At 34.6% G+C, this 20,222-nt stretch carries 18 protein-coding genes, 1 pseudogene and 1 riboswitch; of the genes and pseudogenes, 8 read left to right on the top strand and 11 right to left on the bottom strand.

The window, feature by feature from the left end:
- The first annotated feature begins 184 nt into the window (after positions 1-184).
- Entirely contained in the window at positions 185-1,093 is a 909-nt protein-coding gene (locus AC1RRU_RS01685; RefSeq protein ID WP_011274873.1) for a phosphate/phosphite/phosphonate ABC transporter substrate-binding protein, read from the top strand.
- Between the two features lie 352 nt (positions 1,094-1,445).
- On the opposite strand, the gene AC1RRU_RS01690 is transcribed toward AC1RRU_RS01685, so the two are convergent.
- Positions 1,446-2,252 carry a VOC family protein gene (locus AC1RRU_RS01690; RefSeq protein WP_011274874.1) on the bottom strand — a complete coding sequence of 269 codons (807 nt, stop codon included), beginning with the start codon at positions 2,250-2,252 and terminating at the stop codon, positions 1,446-1,448.
- Positions 2,253-2,491: 239 nt separating this feature from the next.
- Positions 2,492-2,773 carry a GNAT family N-acetyltransferase gene (locus AC1RRU_RS01695; RefSeq protein WP_011274875.1) on the bottom strand — a complete coding sequence of 94 codons (282 nt, stop codon included), beginning with the start codon at positions 2,771-2,773 and terminating at the stop codon, positions 2,492-2,494.
- Positions 2,774-2,955: 182 nt separating this feature from the next.
- Between AC1RRU_RS01695 and AC1RRU_RS01700 the strand changes: the two genes are divergently transcribed.
- A complete protein-coding gene (locus AC1RRU_RS01700; RefSeq protein WP_370739593.1) occupies positions 2,956-3,909 on the top strand; it encodes a metal ABC transporter solute-binding protein, Zn/Mn family in 954 nt (317 codons plus the stop codon).
- A 50-nt stretch (positions 3,910-3,959) separates the two neighbouring features.
- Here the strand turns inward: AC1RRU_RS01700 and aldA are convergent, their stop codons facing one another.
- Positions 3,960-5,387 (bottom strand): aldehyde dehydrogenase, encoded by a 1,428-nt coding sequence (gene aldA, locus AC1RRU_RS01705; RefSeq protein ID WP_011274877.1) that lies wholly within the window; start codon positions 5,385-5,387, stop codon positions 3,960-3,962.
- Between the two features lie 177 nt (positions 5,388-5,564).
- Between aldA and mhqR the strand changes: the two genes are divergently transcribed.
- The 4 genes and pseudogenes from mhqR (at position 5,565) to mhqD (ending at position 8,561) form a co-directional block, all read left to right on the top strand.
- Positions 5,565-5,999 carry a MarR family transcriptional regulator MhqR gene (gene mhqR / locus AC1RRU_RS01710; RefSeq protein WP_011274878.1) on the top strand — a complete coding sequence of 145 codons (435 nt, stop codon included), beginning with the start codon at positions 5,565-5,567 and terminating at the stop codon, positions 5,997-5,999.
- A 63-nt stretch (positions 6,000-6,062) separates the two neighbouring features.
- The gene (gene mhqE / locus AC1RRU_RS01715; RefSeq protein WP_016930792.1) at positions 6,063-7,031 is read left to right on the top strand and encodes a ring-cleaving dioxygenase MhqE; all 969 of its coding nucleotides are present in this window, start codon (positions 6,063-6,065) and stop codon (positions 7,029-7,031) included.
- A gap of 15 nt (positions 7,032-7,046) precedes the next feature.
- Positions 7,047-7,952 (top strand): annotated as a pseudogene (locus AC1RRU_RS01720) (VOC family protein).
- Between the two features lie 15 nt (positions 7,953-7,967).
- Positions 7,968-8,561, top strand: a complete 594-nt coding sequence (mhqD, locus tag AC1RRU_RS01725) for a methylhydroquinone degradation carboxylesterase MhqD (RefSeq protein ID WP_493196424.1) — start codon at positions 7,968-7,970, stop codon at positions 8,559-8,561.
- Between the two features lie 60 nt (positions 8,562-8,621).
- Here the strand turns inward: mhqD and AC1RRU_RS01730 are convergent, their stop codons facing one another.
- Complete coding sequence (locus tag AC1RRU_RS01730; RefSeq protein ID WP_210423092.1) at positions 8,622-9,659, bottom strand: YkvI family membrane protein; 1,038 nt, start codon at positions 9,657-9,659, stop codon at positions 8,622-8,624.
- Positions 9,660-9,912: 253 nt separating this feature from the next.
- On the opposite strand from AC1RRU_RS01730, the gene AC1RRU_RS01735 reads away from it, so the two are divergent.
- Positions 9,913-11,694, top strand: coding sequence for a cation:proton antiporter (locus AC1RRU_RS01735; RefSeq protein WP_493196425.1), 1,782 nt, complete (start codon positions 9,913-9,915; stop codon positions 11,692-11,694).
- Between the two features lie 85 nt (positions 11,695-11,779).
- Here the strand turns inward: AC1RRU_RS01735 and AC1RRU_RS01740 are convergent, their stop codons facing one another.
- The 7 genes from AC1RRU_RS01740 to AC1RRU_RS01770 form a co-directional block, all read right to left on the bottom strand.
- On the bottom strand, positions 11,780-13,744 hold the full coding sequence (locus tag AC1RRU_RS01740; RefSeq protein ID WP_016930791.1) for a fructose-bisphosphatase class III: 1,965 nt from the start codon (positions 13,742-13,744) through the stop codon (positions 11,780-11,782).
- Between the two features lie 186 nt (positions 13,745-13,930).
- Positions 13,931-14,545, bottom strand: a complete 615-nt coding sequence (gene uptA, locus AC1RRU_RS01745) for an undecaprenyl phosphate transporter UptA (protein WP_016930790.1) — start codon at positions 14,543-14,545, stop codon at positions 13,931-13,933.
- Positions 14,546-14,658: 113 nt separating this feature from the next.
- Complete coding sequence (locus AC1RRU_RS01750; RefSeq protein ID WP_037570727.1) at positions 14,659-15,657, bottom strand: ThiF family adenylyltransferase; 999 nt, start codon at positions 15,655-15,657, stop codon at positions 14,659-14,661.
- On the bottom strand, positions 15,657-16,424 hold the full coding sequence (locus AC1RRU_RS01755) for a thiazole synthase (protein ID WP_016930788.1): 768 nt from the start codon (positions 16,422-16,424) through the stop codon (positions 15,657-15,659). Before AC1RRU_RS01755 ends, AC1RRU_RS01750 begins: the two co-directional genes overlap by 1 nt.
- A gap of 1 nt (position 16,425) precedes the next feature.
- Positions 16,426-16,626, bottom strand: coding sequence for a sulfur carrier protein ThiS (gene thiS, locus AC1RRU_RS01760; protein ID WP_011274888.1), 201 nt, complete (start codon positions 16,624-16,626; stop codon positions 16,426-16,428).
- Positions 16,610-17,725: a glycine oxidase ThiO gene (thiO, locus tag AC1RRU_RS01765; RefSeq protein ID WP_011274889.1), complete on the bottom strand. Its 1,116-nt coding sequence runs from the start codon at positions 17,723-17,725 to the stop codon at positions 16,610-16,612. The genes thiS and thiO overlap by 17 nt, the downstream gene beginning before the upstream one ends.
- Positions 17,718-18,308 (bottom strand): thiamine phosphate synthase, encoded by a 591-nt coding sequence (locus AC1RRU_RS01770; RefSeq protein ID WP_029376626.1) that lies wholly within the window; start codon positions 18,306-18,308, stop codon positions 17,718-17,720. The genes thiO and AC1RRU_RS01770 overlap by 8 nt, the downstream gene beginning before the upstream one ends.
- A gap of 63 nt (positions 18,309-18,371) precedes the next feature.
- Positions 18,372-18,481: riboswitch (TPP riboswitch) on the bottom strand.
- Between the two features lie 339 nt (positions 18,482-18,820).
- On the opposite strand from AC1RRU_RS01770, the gene AC1RRU_RS01775 reads away from it, so the two are divergent.
- Positions 18,821-20,101: a pyruvate MFS transporter gene (locus AC1RRU_RS01775; protein ID WP_016930787.1), complete on the top strand. Its 1,281-nt coding sequence runs from the start codon at positions 18,821-18,823 to the stop codon at positions 20,099-20,101.
- The last annotated feature ends 121 nt before the right edge of the window (positions 20,102-20,222 follow it).

Consider the following 20,222-nt stretch of genomic DNA (forward strand, 5'->3'; position numbering starts at 1 on the left):
CAAAGCTGAGACTTTGCAGGTAGCTCTTTTTATGGGTTTAAAAGATAAGCGTATATGATTTAGTTACAAATTGCACATTGTAAAAGTTTTATTTAGAAATTGATAGATTGAGACTTTTTTTAAATTAAATAAGTTATAATACAATTTAAGTCTTTAAAATCTATATTTTGCAAAAGGGAATATAATGAAAAAATTACAAGTATTATTAATTAGTTTTATAGCATTAGTACTCATCCTTAGTGGTTGTTCTAAACATGATAAGAAACATTCGAGAGACCATGAACCAAAAGAATTAAAAGTAGAATTTGTACCGTCCCAAAATTCAAAAACGTTGAACGCTAAAGTGAAACCGTTACAGCAACAGTTGTCAAAAGAATTAGGCATTCCAGTTAAAGTACATGTGGCAACTAATTATAATGCAATGGTAGAAGCTTTAAGATCAAAGAAAGTGGATGTTGCATTTATTTCACCAGTGTCCTATACAATCGCTCACGATAAAGGTGCTGCAGATGTACTGTTGAAGTCCAAAGGTTATTTAGTAGATGATAAAGGTAATCCAACTAATAAATTAGTCGATTATTATCGCTCACAAATCGTAGTTCGTAAAGACAGTCATTTACATAAGTTAAAGGATTTAAAAGGGACCAAAGTAGGCTTGCAAGACCCAGAATCTACTTCAGGATATATTTATCCAATGGCAAGCTTAAAAAAAGTTAATGTTAATCAGAATGATATCAAAATTGCTCAAATTAAAGGTCATGATCAAGCATTGATAGCCTTGTTAAACGGTGATGTGGATGCTGTAGCTACATATCAAGATGCACGTGCTGATTTAAAGCAAGATTATCCAAAAATATATAAAGACACTAAAGTGATTTATCGCACCGATAAGATACCAAATGATACGATTTCTGTGCGTGGTGATATGAGTAAACAGTGGAAAACGAAAATCAGTAATGCCTTTTTAGATATTAGTAAATCTGAAAAAGGTAAGAAAATACTTACAGATATTTATGGGCATCAAGGCTATGAAAAAGCAAAAGATAGTGACTTTGATACAGTAAGAAAGTATAGAAAACTTGTCGAGGAATAAAAATTTAAGATTAAGGGAGTGGGACAGAATTCTTTTAAAATTCGTCGTCCCACCCCCGCAAGGATGACTAGAACTGAGAAAAGCTTGATTTAAGCGCCTTCTCAGTTCAGTCAGCTACTGCGAATTTGCTAAATAGCATTATTATATTATTTATGTCCCAGACTGTATAAATATATATTGGCAGTAGTTGACTCAATTAAAATACACTTGTAGCAAGCTTCTATTTAATTCAAGTCAAACTTGTTGTCGGGGCAGGACCACGAAATAAATTTTGGAAAATATTATTTCGTAGTCCCGCCCCCAATCTATTTAAAATGACATGTTTTATAAACGATGCCAAATATTAACCATATTATCCTGGAACGACACTTGTATCACTGTGAACTGTAATATCAAAGCCTTCAGGAGATGTAATATGTTCTTCTTTAGCATTTGGTTTATATATATCGAAATGAACTAAGCCATAAGTAGTCTCGTTATCTGTTCTAGCTTGGTTGGATTGCCATACATTAGTAGCGATATGATGATGATATTTTTGAGTAGACATGAACAAAGCTTGTGGGAAATTAGAAATATGTTCTAAACCTATTTGTTCCACATAAAAGTCACGTGCTTGCCCGATATCGTGTGTTTTAAGATGTAAATGTCCAATTTTGCCATCAGCAGGCCAACCGTTCCAACCTTCTTCAGTACGTTGTGCAATTAAATCATCTGCATCTACTGCAAGTGTATCCATTTTTACAAAATTACCATCCCATTGCCAACTTTCATATGGACGATCTTGATATACTTCAATGCCGTTACCTTCTGGGTCATTAAAGTATAACGCTTCACTTACAAGATGATCTCCACCACCTACAGGCACATTTAAACGACTAGCGTGGAATAAAAAGTTTGCTAAATCTGTGCGTGTAGGAAGTAAATAAGCGACATGAAATAAACCGGCTTCTCTAAACCCAGGACGGCGACCATCTTCTAAATATTGTAGTGTTAATGTATGACCATTAGCACCAACATTAAAGATGACATGATTGTCGTCTTGTTCTTTAATTGAAAATCCTAGTATATTTTTATAAAAGTTTGACATTTTATTTAAGTCTTCAACGTTTAATGTAATATTAGTAACTTGTGTTGCTTCAGTAGTGTGAAATGCATTCATAATGTAGTGCCTCCTAAGATGAATAAGTCATCTTTATTTATTATTTATATTAAGTATAATAAATATACTACTAATCATTAAATTAATCAAGGCAGTTGCTTTAAAACTTTAAAAGCATACAAAAAAGCTTTTAGACTAATGTAATAAAGGTGTACTATAAACCTCATTCAAGTCTAAAAGCTAATTCTGTAAAACATTTCAGTTAACTTCAAATTGTAAGCCAACAAATATGAAATAGATTATCCTAAATAAACATCTTGATAATCATCATTTTTCTCTAGAACGTCTTTCGCAAATGGGCAAGATGCGATGATTTTTAAGTTGTTTTCACGTGCATAATTAACGACAGCTTCAACTAATTGTTTTCCTAGACCTTGTCCACCTAATTCATCAGCGACACCAGTATGGTCAATATCGATTTCATTATTATCTACTTGTTTAAACGTAATGACAGCTTGAGCATTTTGTTCATCTTCGCCAACATAAAATTGTTGATTACCTTTTTTGATTTCTTGTGCCATAAAACGTCACTCCTTTAATAATGTCATATTAATATCTATCACTTTTGAAGAAATCTAAAACATTTTAAAATTAAATATTAAACCTCAAATATAATAATAAACATAGATATTGCATTATTACATTATTAAAGATATAGTTAAAAACGAATTTATTACGTTTTGGAGGGTTCTGTGTGAAGAGGATTGGCTATCTCATTATCGTCCTGTGTATTAGTATTGCTTTATCAGCTTGTAGCACAGGGCAATATTCGGATGCGAAAAAGAAAGATGTTTCAACCAATAATAAAATAAATATCTATACTACAGTATTTGCATTTGAAAGTTTCACCAAACAAATAGGTGGCAAATATGTCAATGTGGATACGATTTATCCTCCAGGTGCAGACACCCATTCATATGAACCAACTCAGAGAGATATGATTAATATTGCTAAAAGTGATCTGTTTATATATTCAAGTGACGACTTAGATCCAGTGGCTAAGACGATTACGCAATCAATGACCAACGATGATATGAAATTAGCAGTTGCAGCTGATTTAAATCATCATACATTGCTTGAAGAAGACCATGATCATGAAGATCACGACCAGCATCATAGTCATGAAGAGGAAAGTCACGACCCACATGTTTGGCTCGACCCAGTCCTAGACAAGCATTTTGCAGAAAAAATAAAGAATGATTTAGTTAAAAGAGATCCTCAACACAAAGCATATTATGAACAAAATTTTAAGAAATTGAATCAGGATTTAACAGATTTAGACAATAATTTGAAAACAATTACTAAAAATCCTAAAAGAGAAAAAGTAACTATCTCTCACGATTCATTAGGTTATTTAGCAGAGCGTTATCACTTTCAACAAGAGGGTGTCAGTGGTATGAATAACGAAGAGCCTAGTCAAAAGGATATTCTTGCGCTTATTAAACAAATCAATCAATCGAAGCAACCTTATATCCTTTACGAACAGAATATCACTTCAAAGATAACTGATGTTATTCGTGATGAAACCAATGCAGAACCAGTAAGTTTTAATAATTTGTCTGTGCTATCTAAAGAACAAGCTAACGACAAAGATTTAACTTTCCAATCAATCATGAAAAAGAATATTAAAGCGTTGGATAAAGCATTGAATAAATAAAAAATATCCCCAATCCTTTTATTAGGAGATGGGGATATTTTTATACCAATTTATTCATATCTAATATAGCTCACCGTTGTATTGTAGTATTCTTCGAAACCATGAATACCATCTGCTCCACCTAAACCTGATTCTCTCCAACCAGCATGGTAACCATTAACAACTTCTTCTGCTTCGCAATTAGCGTAAACTTCACCGAATTTTAAACGTTCTGTAGCTTCCATCACTTCTTTTAAATTCTCTGAAAAGATATAAGAAGATAAACCTGCATTTGTATCGTTTGCGGCATCAATTGCTTCATCGAAATCATTATAAGTTGTAATTGCTAGAACAGGGCCAAAAATTTCCTCTTTAAAGGCACTGTCATCTTTTTTTACATTATCAAGAATTGTAGGTTCATAGAAGAAACCAGCGCGATCTAATTTATGACCGCCTAAGACTAAGTCTGCACCATTTTTAATGGCTTCTTGCACTTTGTTATCAATACTGTCCAATTGAGTTTGATTGATAATAGCACCATAGTCGGTATTGTCGTCTAATGGGTCCCCGACTTGTAAGTCGCTCATACGTTGTTTAGCCTTGCTCACAAAGTCATCATGAACATCTTCGTGAACAAAGATACGTTCTGGACAAGTACATACCTGACCAGCATTATTTATTCGTGCTGTGACAATGTAGTCCACTGCTTTGTCTAGGTTTGCATGAGGTGTAACCAAGACAGGCGCGTTACCACCTAATTCAAGGTTCACTTTTTTTACTGTATCTGCTGCATTTTTATAAACGGCTTTACCAGCACGCATACTTCCTGTTAAAGAAATGAGTTGTACATCTTTATGTGTGGCTAATTGTGTGCCAACTGTTTCGCCAGTACCAGGCACAATTTGAACTAGACCGGCTGGAATCGTTGAGGCGCGGAATAGCTCAGCCAATCTTAACGTTAATAATGTTGTTTCTTCACTTGGTTTAATGACGATTGAGCATCCCGTTACTAGTGCTGGAATCACTTTACGCATCAAGACCATAATTGGTGCATTCCATGGGACGATACCTGCAGTTACACCAATTGGCTTTTTAATTAATTGAATCATTTCATGAGATACACTATTTTGTAGTACTTCGCCTTTATTACGCATACTTAAACTTGTCATATAATCAATAAATTGCACAGCTTTATCGATTTCACCTTCAGCTTGTGCTAATGTTTTACCTTGTTCTTTAACATACAATTTGGCAAGTTCATCTTTGTTTTGCTCTAATAAAGGAATTAATAATTTAACATGCTCTGCACGTGTTGGTGCTGGTACTTTTTCCCATTCAAGTTGTGCATGTTTAGATTTTTCGATTGCCTCGTTAACTTCTTCCTCAGTTGCGAAAGTAATGGTATCAAATGCTTCTCCTGTAGCAGGATTGATGACTTCCATCGTGTCATTAGATTTACTCTCTACAAATTCATTGTTTATAAATAATTGATTGGTCATTTGAGACACCTCCATTGTTTGTATTCCCTGTAACAACCGTTTCCATGCTTATTTCATTTTGAAAAAAGATAGAAATAAATAGATATTGAAATTATAATAGAGCTAACATATTGACGATTAATTGAAACGCGTGTACAATTTATCTCGAAATCAAAATAAATTAAAGGTGGTGAGTAAATGGATCGCACAGAACATTCATTAAAAGCATTTATTGGTCTAAATAGAGCATTAGATACATTAGAAAAAATCGTGCAACAAGATGTGAAGAATTACGGGCTCAACGTGACGGAATTTGCAGTGTTAGAGTTACTCTATAGTAAAGGTCCACAACCTATTCAACGTATTAGAGATAGGGTGCTCATCGCGAGTAGTAGTATTTCATACGTTGTGAGCCAATTAGAAGACAAAGGTTGGATTACACGTGATAAAGATCCATTAGATAAGCGTGTATATAACGCAACACTTACTGACAAAGGTCAACAATTTATGGCAGATATATTTCCACAACATGCCTCAACGTTGGAACAAGCCTTCTCAGTTCTATCAGAAGAAGAATTGATAACGATTCAACAAGCATTCAAAAAATTAAGTGCACAATCTACTGAAGTGTAAATCGGTGCACTTTTATTTATAACGAAATTTATATCGAAATCGAAATAAATGGAGGTTTTTAATATGGCTAAACATGATTTATTAGGTATTCATCATGTAACTGCAATTACAGATGATGCTGAACGTAACTATAAATTTTTTACCGAAGTACTAGGTATGAGACTAGTTAAAAAAACAGTAAACCAAGATGATATTCAAACGTATCATACATTTTTTGCAGATGATGAGGGGACAGCTGGTACAGATATGACATTCTTTGATTTTCCTGGCATTCCTCAAGGACGTAAAGGTACCAATTCGATTACTAAACCATCGTTTCGTGTTCCGAGTGATGAAGCATTGACATACTATATGAAGCGTTTTGATGCATTTGGTATAAAACATGATGGTATTCAAGATGTGCTAGGTAAGAAGGTATTGCCTTTTCAAGAGGAGGATGGACAAGACTATCAATTAGTATCTGATGAAGGCAATAGCGGTGTCTCACCAGGTAAACCATGGAAGAATGGTCCGGTTCCAGAGGATAAAGCAATTTATGGCTTAGGACCAATCGAAATTACGGTTAGTTACTTCGAGGATTTCAAACAATTGTTGGAAAATGTATATGGAATGCGAACAATTATGAATGAAGAAGATGTAGCATTGCTTGAAGTCGGTGAAGGTGGCAATGGTGGTCAAGTTATTTTAAGAAAGGATTCAGAGAGACCAGTTGCCGTACAAGGATATGGTGAAGTTCATCATGCATCATTTAGAGTGAAAGATCATGAGGCCATTAAACACTGGATACAGAAATATCAAGAACTAGGCATACCAAACTCCGGTTTAGTCGATCGTTTTTATTTTGAAGCATTGTATGCACGAATCGGTCATATTTTGTTAGAAATTTCAACTGATGGACCTGGTTTTATGGGTGATGAACCCTATGAAACGCTAGGCGAGAAATTATCACTTCCACCATTTTTAGAGGAACAAAGAGAAGCGATTGAAGCGCAAGTTCGTCTGTTTGATACAACTGGAAAAAGTTATAAATAGGGAGGTATTGAATTTATGGAACCAATTACACACATTCATCATATTTCAGCGATTGTAGGAGATGCTCAAGAAACGTATGATTTCTATACAAATGTATTAAATTTATCTTTGATTAAACAAACAGTAAATTATGATGATACAAAAACATATCACTTATATTTCTCAAATGACAGAGCGCAACATGATATGGTACTTACTTTCTTTAATTGGCCAAATCAATATAGAGGTCGTATCGGTTCAGGTCAGGTTGGACGATTAGCGTTTAGAATACCGAAAGATAGCATGTCACATTAGGAAATGAAATTAAATGCGAATGGGATTCAAACACGTCAAACTGATTCATTCAATCAAACAACGTTAGAATTTGAGGACATTCACGGATTAACACTAGCGATGGTTGAAAGTGATGAAGAACGTGTTAACAATGACATCATAGGATTTCATGGCGTAACAATGCTATCAGGTAATCCTCAAGCTACGGAAGCATTGTTGCAAAATGATTTAGGGTTAGAATATATTCAAGAAACAGATGACAATGTGCACTATCAAACGAGTGGTAGCGTGCATCATCAAATTATTGGGAAAAAGTTTGTAAACCCACAACCTGTACGTTGGGGTGGTGGCATCTTCCATCATATTGCATGGTCAGTACCAAATGATGAGGTACATGTACAATGGCGTGATTATCTTCATAATAAAGGTTTGCATGTAACAGATGTGAAAGAACGATTCTATTTTCATGCGGTTTACATGAAAGAACCTGGCAATTTAATATTTGAATTTGCAACTGCAGGACCTGGATTCACGATTGATGAAAGCGTCGATGATTTAGGTAGACAACTACAGTTACCGCCATTTTACGAGGAAAGAAGATATGAAATAGAAGGTCATTTAATGCCAATAAAATTAAATGAGTACTAAGGAGAGGTGAGACAAATGGAACATATTTATAGACCAGGTAAGGATAACGCACCTACGTTAATTTTGTTACATGGAACTGGTGGGGATGAAACAGATCTTATTCCACTTGGAACAGCTTTAAATCCTAACTATAACTTGTTAAGTATTCGTGGAGAAGTCAATGAAAATGGTATGAATCGTTATTTCAAACGTCTTGCAGAAGGCGTATACGATGAGAAAGATTTAGAATATCGAGGTCAACGGTTGCTTGGTTTTATTTATGAAGCGGCTGAACAGTATCAATTTGATTTGAAACGAACGGCTTTAGTTGGTTTCTCTAATGGATCAAATATTGCGATTAACTTAATGTTACGTGACAAAGCACCGTTTAAAAAAGCATTACTATTTGCCCCACTTTATCCAATAGACGCTTCAACAAGCAAAGATATGAGTGATGTAGACGTTCTATTATCAATGGGAAAAAATGATCCAATCGTATCTATTGATCAAAGTGAACATGTCATTAACTTATTTAAACATCAGGGTGCACAGGTTACAGAAGTATGGGTCAATAGTCATGAAATTACACAAGCTGGATTACAGAAAGGTCAAGAAATACTGAATTCATAATGGAAAAGGACTCAAAGATGTATGGTTCGCATCTTTGGGTCCATTTTAATGTATCCTAATTTATTTAGAGAATACTAAGTGTTTAAACCCTTGGTATAAAATTGGGATAAGTAGTATGAAGCCAAATAATCCCATGATTGGGAAGACTTTTCCAATTAAAGAAATGAAACCGATAAATGTACATATAAACGTGATGATAGCCATTATAATGATGAGTACAAAGTACCCTTTGGAAAATGGCTCTGTAAATCTGGAAGCAAATGCATACATAAGACCTACAATCGTATTATAGATAACAAGAACCATTATAATCGACATCACTGTACCTAATAATGGTGAAATGTGACTTGCGAGTAATAGGGTCGGCAATGCGACAGATTGAATATGTTCAAATTCTGTAACAAGGCCCAAATTAATCATTAATAACAGTAATGTGATAATGATGCCACCAAGTAGGCCACCCCATAAGCCAGACTGACGATGCTGCATGCGACCGCCCATGACACTTAAAAAACTAAATGCGGCTGCAATTTGTAGGCTTGCATAATTTAACCCATCAAACCACCAACCAAGTGATAGAGATTGATGCTGTTTGTTGAAACGATTGGCCGCACTAAAATTTAAATCTCCTGTTATAAAATAATAGATAGCGATAATAGAAACAACAATGACTAAGAACGGTGTAACCATACCTAATACCGTAATCAGACGTTCAAATTTAAGAAATAGCGTCATAAGAATGACTAACACTAGAATTAATGAACTCAACCAATAAGGTAATCCGAAACTTTCATGTATAGTTGACGCACCACCCGCAGTCATAATCATCGCTAAGGAGAATAAGAATAGAGTTAAGATAATATCAAAGATACGTGCAATGATTGGATGTAAATAATATCGAATAGACTCAGAATGGTTATGAGATTGAATGACAAAGCCAGTGTTTAATACGAAAACGCCTGCTAGCGTTATAATCAAACCGGTAACAATAATGCCAGAGATGCTATAGATACCGTTACTTGTGAAGAACTGAAATATTTCTTGACCAGTAGCAAAACCAGCACCAACGACAACACCAACAAATGCGAAAGCTACCATGATACTCTCTTTAAAAAGTTGCACAATTAAAATTTCCTTTCAAATCATTTCTAAATTTATATATTTAAACGCAATTACTTATTTTAGATGAAAATATACTAGAAATAAATAGGAAAGTTTACTCGAAGTGAACATTGTATGTCCGAAAAAGGCATTAACAGGTTGTTTATAAAATAATAATGCAGGCTTAATCAAAGTTTGATAGTATTACACAGTATTAAAAAAATTGAATCTTATTGAGGAAGGTGTAGGTATGTCATTAGATTTACCTGTCATGTTAATCATTGTCTTATTTTTAGCATTAGGCATATTTAGTCAATGGTTAGCGACACAGATTAAATGGCCATCAATTGTAGTCATGTCGATTGTGGGCTTATTGATTGGACCGATATTGGGACTAGTTAACCCTCAAGAAACATTGGGAGCCGAAGTGTTTAGTCCGATTGTATCTTTAGCTGTAGCTGTCATTTTATTCGAAGGAAGTAGTAATTTAGACTTTCGTGAATTAAGAGGCATTTCTAAAGCGGTCATTCGAATTATTACTGTTGGCGCAGCTATATCATGGGTGCTCGGTGCGATTGCATTACATAAAATTTTAGATTTTCCAATCTCTGTTGCGGTTGTGATGGGCGGATTATTCTTGATTACAGGCCCAACCGTCATTCAGCCACTTCTTAAGCAAGCAAAGGTGCGTAAGAGTGTTGACTCTATTTTAAGATGGGAAAGTATCATATTAGATCCAATAGGACCGATACTCGCATTAACTGCGTTTTATGTTTATCAAATATTTGAACAAGGCTTTGGCGTTCAAATTATTTTAATCTTTATTTTGAAAATGGTTATAACAGCCGTAATTGGATTCGGGGCATCATTCATTTTCAATTGGTTAATCCAACGTGATTTTATTCCGCAAAATTTGATGCCATCGATTCAGTTAGTCTTTATTTTATTAGTCTTTAGTATTTGTGACCAAATATTACAAGAATCAGGATTATTAGCCGTTACAATTTTCGGCTTAATGATGGCACGTTATAAGAGACATGATTTAATTTACAAGGAGTCAGATCATTTCATTGAAAATGCATCATCTATTCTTGTATCCACCGTCTTTATTTTAATCACTTCGTCATTAACGTCATCTGTATTGATGGATGTCTTGTCATGGCAATTAGTGATTTTTGCGATTGCAATGATTGTATTGGTACGTCCAATCTCTGTTTTATTATCAACAATAGGTACAGAAATCACGAAAAGAGAACACGCTATTGTTGCAATGATGGCACCTCGAGGAATTGTCGTTTTAACTGTGGCACAATTCTTTGGAGGATTATTCATGGATGATAATGTGAAAATGGCAAGTTATATCACGCCAGTGACGTTTGGACTAGTGTTTATTACGGTTGTCATTTACGGCTTTAGCTTTACGCCATTGAGTAAGTTGCTAGGTCTTGCTAGTACGGAACCACCAGGTGTCATTATAGTAGGAGAGAGTGAATTTTCATTCCATCTTGGTACGAAACTGCATGAACATGATATTCCTATAATGGTATTTAATTTGTTTGAGAATACGTCGGAGAAGGCAGAAGAACTTGGCTTTGAAGTGTTTAAGGGAAATTTATTATCAAGTAGTGATCGAATATATGCGGATTTAATTCGTTATAATAAATGTCTATTAATGACTAAGTCGTTTATTTTTAATAGTTTAGCGTTTAATGAATTGGTACCAGAGTTTGGATTGAATAATGTAAGTATGATGCCAGTGTCATTTACTGATGAACAGGCACGTAATAACTTAAATGGTCCATTACGTAATCATATTTTATTTGATGAATCACACAGTCCAAGATGGTTTGATAATACGATAAGTAATAAGAATATTGTGGAGGTACTTGCAGAGGAATACGACACAATTACTGATCATGATATGATTATTTATCACATTGACGATAGCAGTGTTGTTTCATTTAATAAAAGTACTAAACCTATACCACAATATGATCAAGGCACATACGGCATCTTAAGAGATGTGTATTAGAAAAGTAATATATAAATGGCACTTTCTATTTCAGTGATTTAGAAAGTGCCATTTTTTTATATGTGTGTATAAATTGATTCAAGTGTTAATTTAAGTATCTATCATGCATTAATAATTTTAAGATGCGGATTTGTTCTTGGAGTACTTTACCGTCATTGGTATCTCTAATTTTTTTACGTTGTAATTCTTCGTCTACAACACGACGTACTGATAATTCATCTGCACCATCTGATAGTACTTTATCTCTTGAATCAAAATGTTGATGTGCGACTAATTGCATGCCAAATGAATTGTAAAGTAATGTATAACCCGCAATACCTGTCGTTTTTTGATATGCTTTTGAGAATCCACCATCGATAACTAACATTTTACCATCTGCTTTAATAGGGTCTTCGCCATCTATTTCTTTAACAGGTGTATGTCCATTAATAATTCTTCCTTCATCTGGATTGAGACCGAAGTCTTTTAACATTTTGCGAATCATATCAACATCTTCTCGTAGATAATAATATGGATTCTTAGGTTCTTTATGAGATGCTTTATCTTCAATAAAGTAACGTTCAAATGTTGTCATCGCTCTTTTTCCAAAAAGTGAACTATATTTACCAGTCCATAAATACCACACTAAATCTGTTGATAGATCATCAGTGATTTCTTTGTAGTCATATGCATAACGTACATGTCTTTCAAATACGTCTAATAGGTCACGTCCTTTATGTTGTTCACCTTCAATTTCGAATGATTCCATTTCTCCATTCTCATCAACAGGGATACAACCATGAATAAGAAGGTTGCCATTATATGGAAGGTAAAGTTTCCCTTTCTTCATCAAGAACGACATGTGACGTTTCAATTTCTCAGATTGTTGGAAAGAAAGTAGGAGTTTATTCATAACTTCTTCTTCCTCAGGTAGTAATTTACCAGGATCTTGTGGGTCCACAGTACTGAAACATGTATCTTTTAAAGGATATGTTTTACCGTAAATCGTGATTTCATTCGTATCATAGTTGACCTTTTCCAAGACTAAACGGTCTTCCATTTCAAAGGTAGAACGACGCTTGATAATTGGCATTTCTAGTTTGAATTGAATCATCGCAATGGCTTGATGAATCTTAGTGATTTGACTTTCTTCAAGTTTAGATAGTCCAACTGGTTTATCAGGACGTTTCTTAGGTTTGAATGCAGGGTTCTCGCCATTATAATGTTCTTCGGCAAGTGTTAATAACGGGCGTAAATTAATTCCGTAAGCATCTTCGATGATGTCTAAATTATCGTATCGTGCACATATGCGAAGTAGGTTAGCTAAACAAGCTTTAGAACCTGCATATGCACCTATCCATAAGACATCGTGGTTTCCCCACTGAATATCCACAGAGTGATAATTGATTAACGTATCCATAATCTTATCTGGTTGAGGACCACGGTCGTATATATCACCAACTACATGAAGATGATCAACAACTAGACGTTGGATACTATAAGATAAACCAATAATTAAGTCGTCAGATTGTTCTAACTCGATAATTTGATTTACTAGTGTTTCATAGTATGATTTTTTATTGTTGAATTCGTTATTTTTATAAAGTAACTCTTCAACGATATATGTATATTCTTTAGGTAACGCTTTACGTAATTTTGAGCGTGTATATTTTGATGAACAATAAGTAATTAAATCAATTAATTGTTCAATTGTAGTAATATACCAAACATTTAATTTTCCCTTCGAATCGAAGTTATTTTTCACAAGTTTTAATTTTTCTTCAGGGTAATAGACGAGGGCAGCTAAGTCATCGATTTCTTTTTGGGATAATGTCTTTGCATAAAGGTCGTTTATTTTTGAACGAACATTACCAGACCCATTACGTAATACATGTTGGAACGATTCATATTCACCATGAAGGTCACTGACAAAGTGTTCAGTACCTTTTGGTAATTCTAGAATAGACTCTAAATTGACAATTTCTGTTGCTAACTTCTCAGGACTATCAAATTGTTGTGATAATAAATCTAAATATTTCTCTCGTAATTCACTTTCAGTCGTTTGTGTCATCTAATTTCACTCCTGTTTGGAATTGATATTCATATGGGTAGATATGTCATAAAACCGCTTACATTAATTATCTTTAAAAAACACTACTTTTTCAATGGTGATGCTTAAAATGTCAGAATTAATTCTAAAATACTACTATTTAATAAAAAAACCTCAGTCACCAATGAATTCTGAGGCTTTCACGTATTACTTGACGCGGTTTCTATTTTTAAAGAATATTCTATAAAGCACGTAAAGAACTGCAAGAATAATAATCACGTACATAATGTATGAGTATATGTGTAAACCAGCCATTAAGGCATCGAAACTACCACTTAGCATACGGCCTAATAGGATTAGGGCAAAGTTCCAAATCGTCGTACCTAATAATGATAAGACGACGAACGTAACGACATTCATTTTATTAATACCAGCTGGGATTGTGATGAGTACACGTAATACTGGGATAAAGCGACATAGCAGTACAGCCCATGCACCATAACGTTTAAACCAGTCATTTGCGCGCCTCACATCTTTACCTTTAAGTTTAAACCATTTACCATGTTTATCTACAAAACGATAAATACTTTCTTCGTTAATTAAACGGCATAAATAATATAGGATTAATAATCCAATAAATGATGCGATTGTTGATATAAGGAATAAAATCGGTATTGATAAACCTGACTTAACTGACATTAAACCAGCAAAGGTAAGAATGATTTCAGAAGGGACAACAGGTAAAACATTCTCTAATAAGATGAGAATAAAGATTGCTGTATAACCCCACTTACTTATAAAATCAGTGATTAATTGTTCCATTTATTTATAAGAACTCCTTTTATTAAAAGCTTTATTTGTGAAATTAAAAATTCATAGTAAATTTATTATAATAAAATTTACTATGAATTGCTTGTATAAACCTATGTGTATTTTTATTTTAGAGCTTTTAAATAAGAATGATACAACTTAAATGCTTCTTCATCGTCTTCGATACCATAAACATTCATACGACCATCTTTAAATAAGGTAAGTTCATAATCGTCATCTTTAATTAATTTTGCGAAAGAAGTGGACTTTACAATTTCACCGGGAAGGTGATGTGCATGCTCAAATATGCTTGACTGATATCTAAAGAGATACGTACGTCCACATAAGCTTTCAATATGCTGTTGGTGTTTCGTTTCTAAGAGTGAGTAGTTTTGATTCGTACATACCTCACAGGCGTGATCTTTCAATATATCGACGTTCATCGCTTTATAATCGATATGCCACGTATCAATAGTGATTAATTTTTTTGAAAAGCCTTCCCCAGATAGGTAACGAAGTACTTCTGCAACTTCATAACTTGCTACTTGCGTAATAATAGTCGGTAGTACGCCATTAATCGCACAACTTTCGCCACTTGATGGCATTTGTTTTAATAGGCATTTTAGACATGGCCCTTTGAAATCAATGCCATAAACCGTTCCTTTATTGCCGACAGCAGCACCATATACCCAAGGAATTTGATGTTTGTGACACACTTCATTGATGAGATAACGAATTTTAAAATGATCCATTCCATCGATAACGATATCTGGTTTAACTTCATCTAATATATCTTCAATATTGTTTGAAGTTATTTCTTGATAATATGTTTGTACGTCTACATGATGATTGATACGTGCAATATGTTCTTTTATTGCGTGGACTTTTGGTACCATATTTAGTGCGTCATCTTCAGTATAAAACGCTTGTCGATGTAGATTAGACGTTTCAACAATATCCATATCAACAATTGTGATTTGATGTGCCCCCATACGAGCAAGTAGCTCGGCAACATGACTACCTAATGCACCGGCTCCTAAGATAAGCAACTTTGCATTAGAGAGGGCATGCTGTCCTTGTTCACCAAAAGGAGAAAATCTCATTTGACGATTGTAACGTTGCATTATAAGAATCCTAAACCTTCAGTTGGGCTTGATGCTTGCGCAGTATATTTAACTGGGATTCGTCCTGCTTCATAAGACAAGCGACCAGCATGAATACCTAATTTCATTGCTTCTGCCATCTTCACAGGATCTTTCGCACCTGATACAGCTGTATTGAGTAGAATACCGTCAGCCCCTAATTCCATCGCATGACATGCATCTTTCGGAGAACCAATACCAGCATCAACGATAACTGGCACATTTGAGTTTTTAATAATGTAACTTAAATTAAGTTGGTTGTTTATGCCGCGACCTGTACCGATTGGTGAAGCTAATGGCATAACGGCATGTACACCTAAATCTTCTAAACGTTTAGCTAACACAACGTCGTTAGAAATATATGGACAAACAATGTAGCCACGTTCTAGCAATACTTTGCAAGCTTCATATGTTTCAAACGGATCAGGTAATAATGTTTCATCATCTCCGATAACTTCAACTTTAATCATGTCACAAACACCGGCATGTTTAGCGATTTCTGCGATGCGAATGGCTTCTTCAGCAGTTTTTGCGCCAGCAGTATTTGGAAAAGTGATAAAGTCTTTTAGATTAATATTTGCGAGTGGATTAGGTAAATTCTTGTCATACAAATTCATACGTCTTACTGCGAAAGTAAGTACATTTGTTTCTGAAGCTTTAATCGCTTCTGTTTGTACGTCTTCATTTTCAAACTTTCCTGTACCTAGTAATAAACGAGATTGTAATTCTAAATTTCCAATTTTAAACATTTTATCCGCCTCCAACAAATTCTAATAATTCTAATTGATCATCTTCACGTACTGTGTGTTGATGATAATCTTCTTGTTTAATTAATGTTTTATTATGTTCAACAATGACACGTTCTGGGTCTAATTCTAAAGAGACAAGCACTTGATGAATGGATTGCTCAGTATCGAACGTGAATGCATCGCCATTAATAATGCATTTCATGATTTAACCTCCTTGAGACATTGAAAGATTCATAGCGAGTTGGTTTGACTCCAGTTAATAGCCAGTTTGCGATGTCACGACCAATAACAGGGGACAATAAAATACCGTTCCGATAATGGCCGGTAATGACATATAAACCATCGTCAACCCGGTCCATAATTGGTAATTCGCCGTCCGTATATGGACGTACGCCAGACCACTGTTTAATGATATGTGCGTTTGCAAGTTCAGGTATACGTTCTGTCGCATAGTGTTCTAACCATGAGACGCCTTGTTCCGTATTACCCACAGAATAATTATCAAATTCGCTAGTAGCACCAATTAAGTAACGATTAGGCGCTTTCGGAACTATATAGCATCCATTAGTCATGAATACTGTTTGTTTTAAATTTAAATGGTCATGTTCCATGAGAAGAACTTCGCCCTTAACGCCGACAACCACACGAGGCAATTGATATTGTTTTAATAATTGAGATGACCATGCACCACTTGCCACTATGACTTTCTTCGCATATAAATCACCTTGAGATGAAACGATTTGATAGTAACCATTCTGCCGAATAATATCTGTTACATTTGTATTGAAGTAGCGCGAAATACGACGCTGTTGTAAGGATTTAAATAACGCTTTCGTATAATGATTTGCATTGATTTGTCCATCATTTGGAATGTAGATTGCCATTTCAGATGCAGTGACATTTCCTTCAGTTAAATCTGCTAATTCATCCTCTGAAAGTTCAACCACATCGTTATCGAGTGCATGTAAAAATTGAAATTGTGAACGTAAATGCGCCACATCATCAATTTGATTTGCGATTTTAATCAATCCTGATGCTTGATATTGAATATCTATTCCAGTTTCATCTTGGAGTGTTTCGCATAATTCAGGAAAACATTCACGTGACTCTAGAGCGAGACGAAATAAGTCGCTGTCTTCTGTAAATTCATTTTGTGCACCTAACATGCCTCCAGCTTTATATGAAGCATGTTTACCAGGTATATCACGGTCGACAATTGCAATGTCGAGTTGCGTATGACTGAGGTGTCTCGCAATGGACATTCCGATAACACCAGAACCAACAATAAGTACGTCATGCATCTTTCAACCACTCCTTTCGTAAATGTTGAATTTGTTGTAAAGATGCGCTCATAAAATAAGAAATTGCACAAATTCCTGCAAAGCCATTTGGAAGCCGTTGTATCGTATCTTCAGTAATACCTCCTATGGCATAGACTGGAATCGGAACTTGTAACACGGCTTTGATTTCAGACATTGATCTAGGTTGCTGATTTGGCTTAGAAGCCGTGGTAAATATATGACCATAAAAGACATAATCTAATTGATGTTGATAAGCTTGTTTCACCGAGTTAATAGTATGTGTCGACATGCTTACTTCAACATCAGGATGTTGCGCTTTATAATCAAACGCTAGTGTGTCCATTTCTCGACAGTGCAAGCGTTTAAGTGTCAAGGATTCTAATAAGTCAACATCGCTATGGATAATAATTTTGTCTTTAGGGAAACCAGCAGCGATTAATTTTTCTAAAAAGGAAAATAAATCATCACTAGACATAGGCGTACGAAATAGTAAACCATCGATGCCTTTACTAATTTCAATGAAGTGTTGTAAGTCTGCTTCTGTTAAATGTTTATAAGTTGTTATCGCAATAAAGATGTCTATCACCCCTAATAAATGAAAAAACGCTATCTCCTTCGTAGGAAATAGCGTTAGTCTCTATGTAACGATATGTGTAAGCCACTTTCCTACGCCAGTACAAACTGGATCAGGTTCCAGGAATTATAAAGTTCTTTCTTTACTCTCAGCCTTAAACAAAGGCACTTCCAGTGGATAAATTATCTATTTAATTTTAAATAATAATAAGTCGCGTTTCATTTCAAGTTCATTCTACAATTTTTTTAAATGGAGTTCAAATTTTAATGAATATTGAGATTGCAAAGCGTAAATACGAATTTAGTGAATAAAGTAACCAACGATGTACAATTTAATAAAAGAACTTTTAATTAAGATATTGAAAACGATTTCAAAAACTGGTAATATTATTAAAAATAAATGCTGAAACCCTATGATGGTAAGGGGTTTAAGGGAGTTATTTTTACAAATAGGGAGTCTCGTGATTATATTAGACAACATATTTAGAATCAACAAATTAAAGGAAGTAGGAAAAAGAGGATATGGTACAAAGACAAAAGAAAAGTAGTGTTCGTTGGTTTTTCGCATTAGCATTTTTTATCATAGGTGTTATTGCCTACATGGATAGATCTAACATCTCATATATTGCCCCACAAATGATGGAAGATTTACATATGACAAAACAACAATTTGGTCTATTAGCTTCATTCTTCTCATTAGGTTACGCGTTAATGCAAGTACCTTCTGGTATGTTAGCTGAGAAATTTGGACCTCGTAAGATGATTACAATCGCTTTAGTATGGTGGAGTGCTTTCACTATCTTTACAGGTATGATTAAACATCACGGTTTATTATATTTAGTGCGTTTCTTATTCGGTATTGGTGAAGCACCAATGTATCCATCAAACGCTGTGTTTAATGCAAACTGGTTCTCTAAAGATGAGAAAGGTAGAGCATCAAGTATGTTACTTGCTGGTTCTTACTTTGGACCTGTATTGGCACCTGTCATTACGATCGCTATTGTAAACGCGTTCAATTGGCAAGCTGTATTTTACATCTTCGGTGCTGTAGGTATCTTAATTGCAATATTATGGGGAATCATTGCGAAAGACTTACCAGAACAACATCGTATGGTAAATGACGCTGAGAAACATTTCATTATGGAGAATCGTGACCTTGTTCAAACAAGTAAATCACTACCACCTTGGAATCAATTCTTCCGTCGTGTAAGTTTCTATGCGATTGCAGGTCAATACTTTGTAGTACAATTCGTTATTTCATTATTCTTAATTTGGTTACCAACTTATTTAACTGAGCAATATCATGTTGAATTTAAAGACATGACAATTAGTTCATTACCTTGGTTTATCATGTTTATTTTAATTTTATCTGCTGGTGCGATTTCAGATAAAATTTTACGTAGCGGACAATCAAGATTCGTTTCAAGAGGTTTAATTGCCATTGTTGGTTTCATCGTGTTCGCAGTTTCAATTTTCTTTGCAGTACATACTGAGAATTTATACGTAACGATTTTCTGGTTATCACTTGGTTTAGGTGGTATGGGTGTATCAATGGGTATGAGCTGGGCAGCAGCGAATGACATTGGTAGAAACTTTGCCGGTACAGTATCTGGTTGGATGAACTTATGGGGTAACATTGGTGCATTATTAAGTCCGTTCTTAGCTGGTGCGTTGGTTGCATCACTTGGTTGGACAATGACTTTCCAATTATTAATTATTCCAGCAGTCATCGCAGCAATTTTATGGTTGTTTGTATCACCAGACAAACCATTGATTAAAGATGAAAGTCGTGAATTAAAATAATTTCATAGAAGCTAGGACATCATTCCTAGAATCTAGCCAGTAAGTGGGTTTTAATTAATTCATTTACTGGCTTATTTAATTACATTACTTGCTAAGTGCTTTGGAACTTAGATTCACTAAA

This window comes from Staphylococcus sp. GW821-FHT11H10 (assembly GCF_058807855.1).

Excerpts from the sequence above, each read along its gene's own strand:
- mhqE (WP_016930792.1), top strand. The coding sequence starts at position 6,063 with ATGGCTAAACATGATTTATTAGGTATTCATCATGTAACTGCAATTACA.
- AC1RRU_RS01730 (WP_210423092.1), bottom strand. The coding sequence starts at position 9,659 with ATGGTAGCTTTCGCATTTGTTGGTGTTGTCGTTGGTGCTGGTTTTGCT.
- AC1RRU_RS01755 (WP_016930788.1), bottom strand. The coding sequence starts at position 16,424 with ATGTTTAAAATTGGAAATTTAGAATTACAATCTCGTTTATTACTAGGT.
- AC1RRU_RS01750 (WP_037570727.1), bottom strand. The coding sequence starts at position 15,657 with ATGCAACGTTACAATCGTCAAATGAGATTTTCTCCTTTTGGTGAACAA.
- thiO (WP_011274889.1), bottom strand. The coding sequence starts at position 17,725 with ATGCATGACGTACTTATTGTTGGTTCTGGTGTTATCGGAATGTCCATT.
- uptA (WP_016930790.1), bottom strand. The coding sequence starts at position 14,545 with ATGGAACAATTAATCACTGATTTTATAAGTAAGTGGGGTTATACAGCA.
- thiS (WP_011274888.1), bottom strand. The coding sequence starts at position 16,626 with ATGAAATGCATTATTAATGGCGATGCATTCACGTTCGATACTGAGCAA.
- mhqD (WP_493196424.1), top strand. The coding sequence starts at position 7,968 with ATGGAACATATTTATAGACCAGGTAAGGATAACGCACCTACGTTAATT.
- AC1RRU_RS01685 (WP_011274873.1), top strand. The coding sequence starts at position 185 with ATGAAAAAATTACAAGTATTATTAATTAGTTTTATAGCATTAGTACTC.
- AC1RRU_RS01775 (WP_016930787.1), top strand. The coding sequence starts at position 18,821 with ATGGTACAAAGACAAAAGAAAAGTAGTGTTCGTTGGTTTTTCGCATTA.
- AC1RRU_RS01740 (WP_016930791.1), bottom strand. The coding sequence starts at position 13,744 with ATGACACAAACGACTGAAAGTGAATTACGAGAGAAATATTTAGATTTA.
- mhqR (WP_011274878.1), top strand. The coding sequence starts at position 5,565 with ATGGATCGCACAGAACATTCATTAAAAGCATTTATTGGTCTAAATAGA.
- AC1RRU_RS01690 (WP_011274874.1), bottom strand. The coding sequence starts at position 2,252 with ATGAATGCATTTCACACTACTGAAGCAACACAAGTTACTAATATTACA.
- AC1RRU_RS01735 (WP_493196425.1), top strand. The coding sequence starts at position 9,913 with ATGTCATTAGATTTACCTGTCATGTTAATCATTGTCTTATTTTTAGCA.
- AC1RRU_RS01695 (WP_011274875.1), bottom strand. The coding sequence starts at position 2,773 with ATGGCACAAGAAATCAAAAAAGGTAATCAACAATTTTATGTTGGCGAA.
- aldA (WP_011274877.1), bottom strand. The coding sequence starts at position 5,387 with ATGACCAATCAATTATTTATAAACAATGAATTTGTAGAGAGTAAATCT.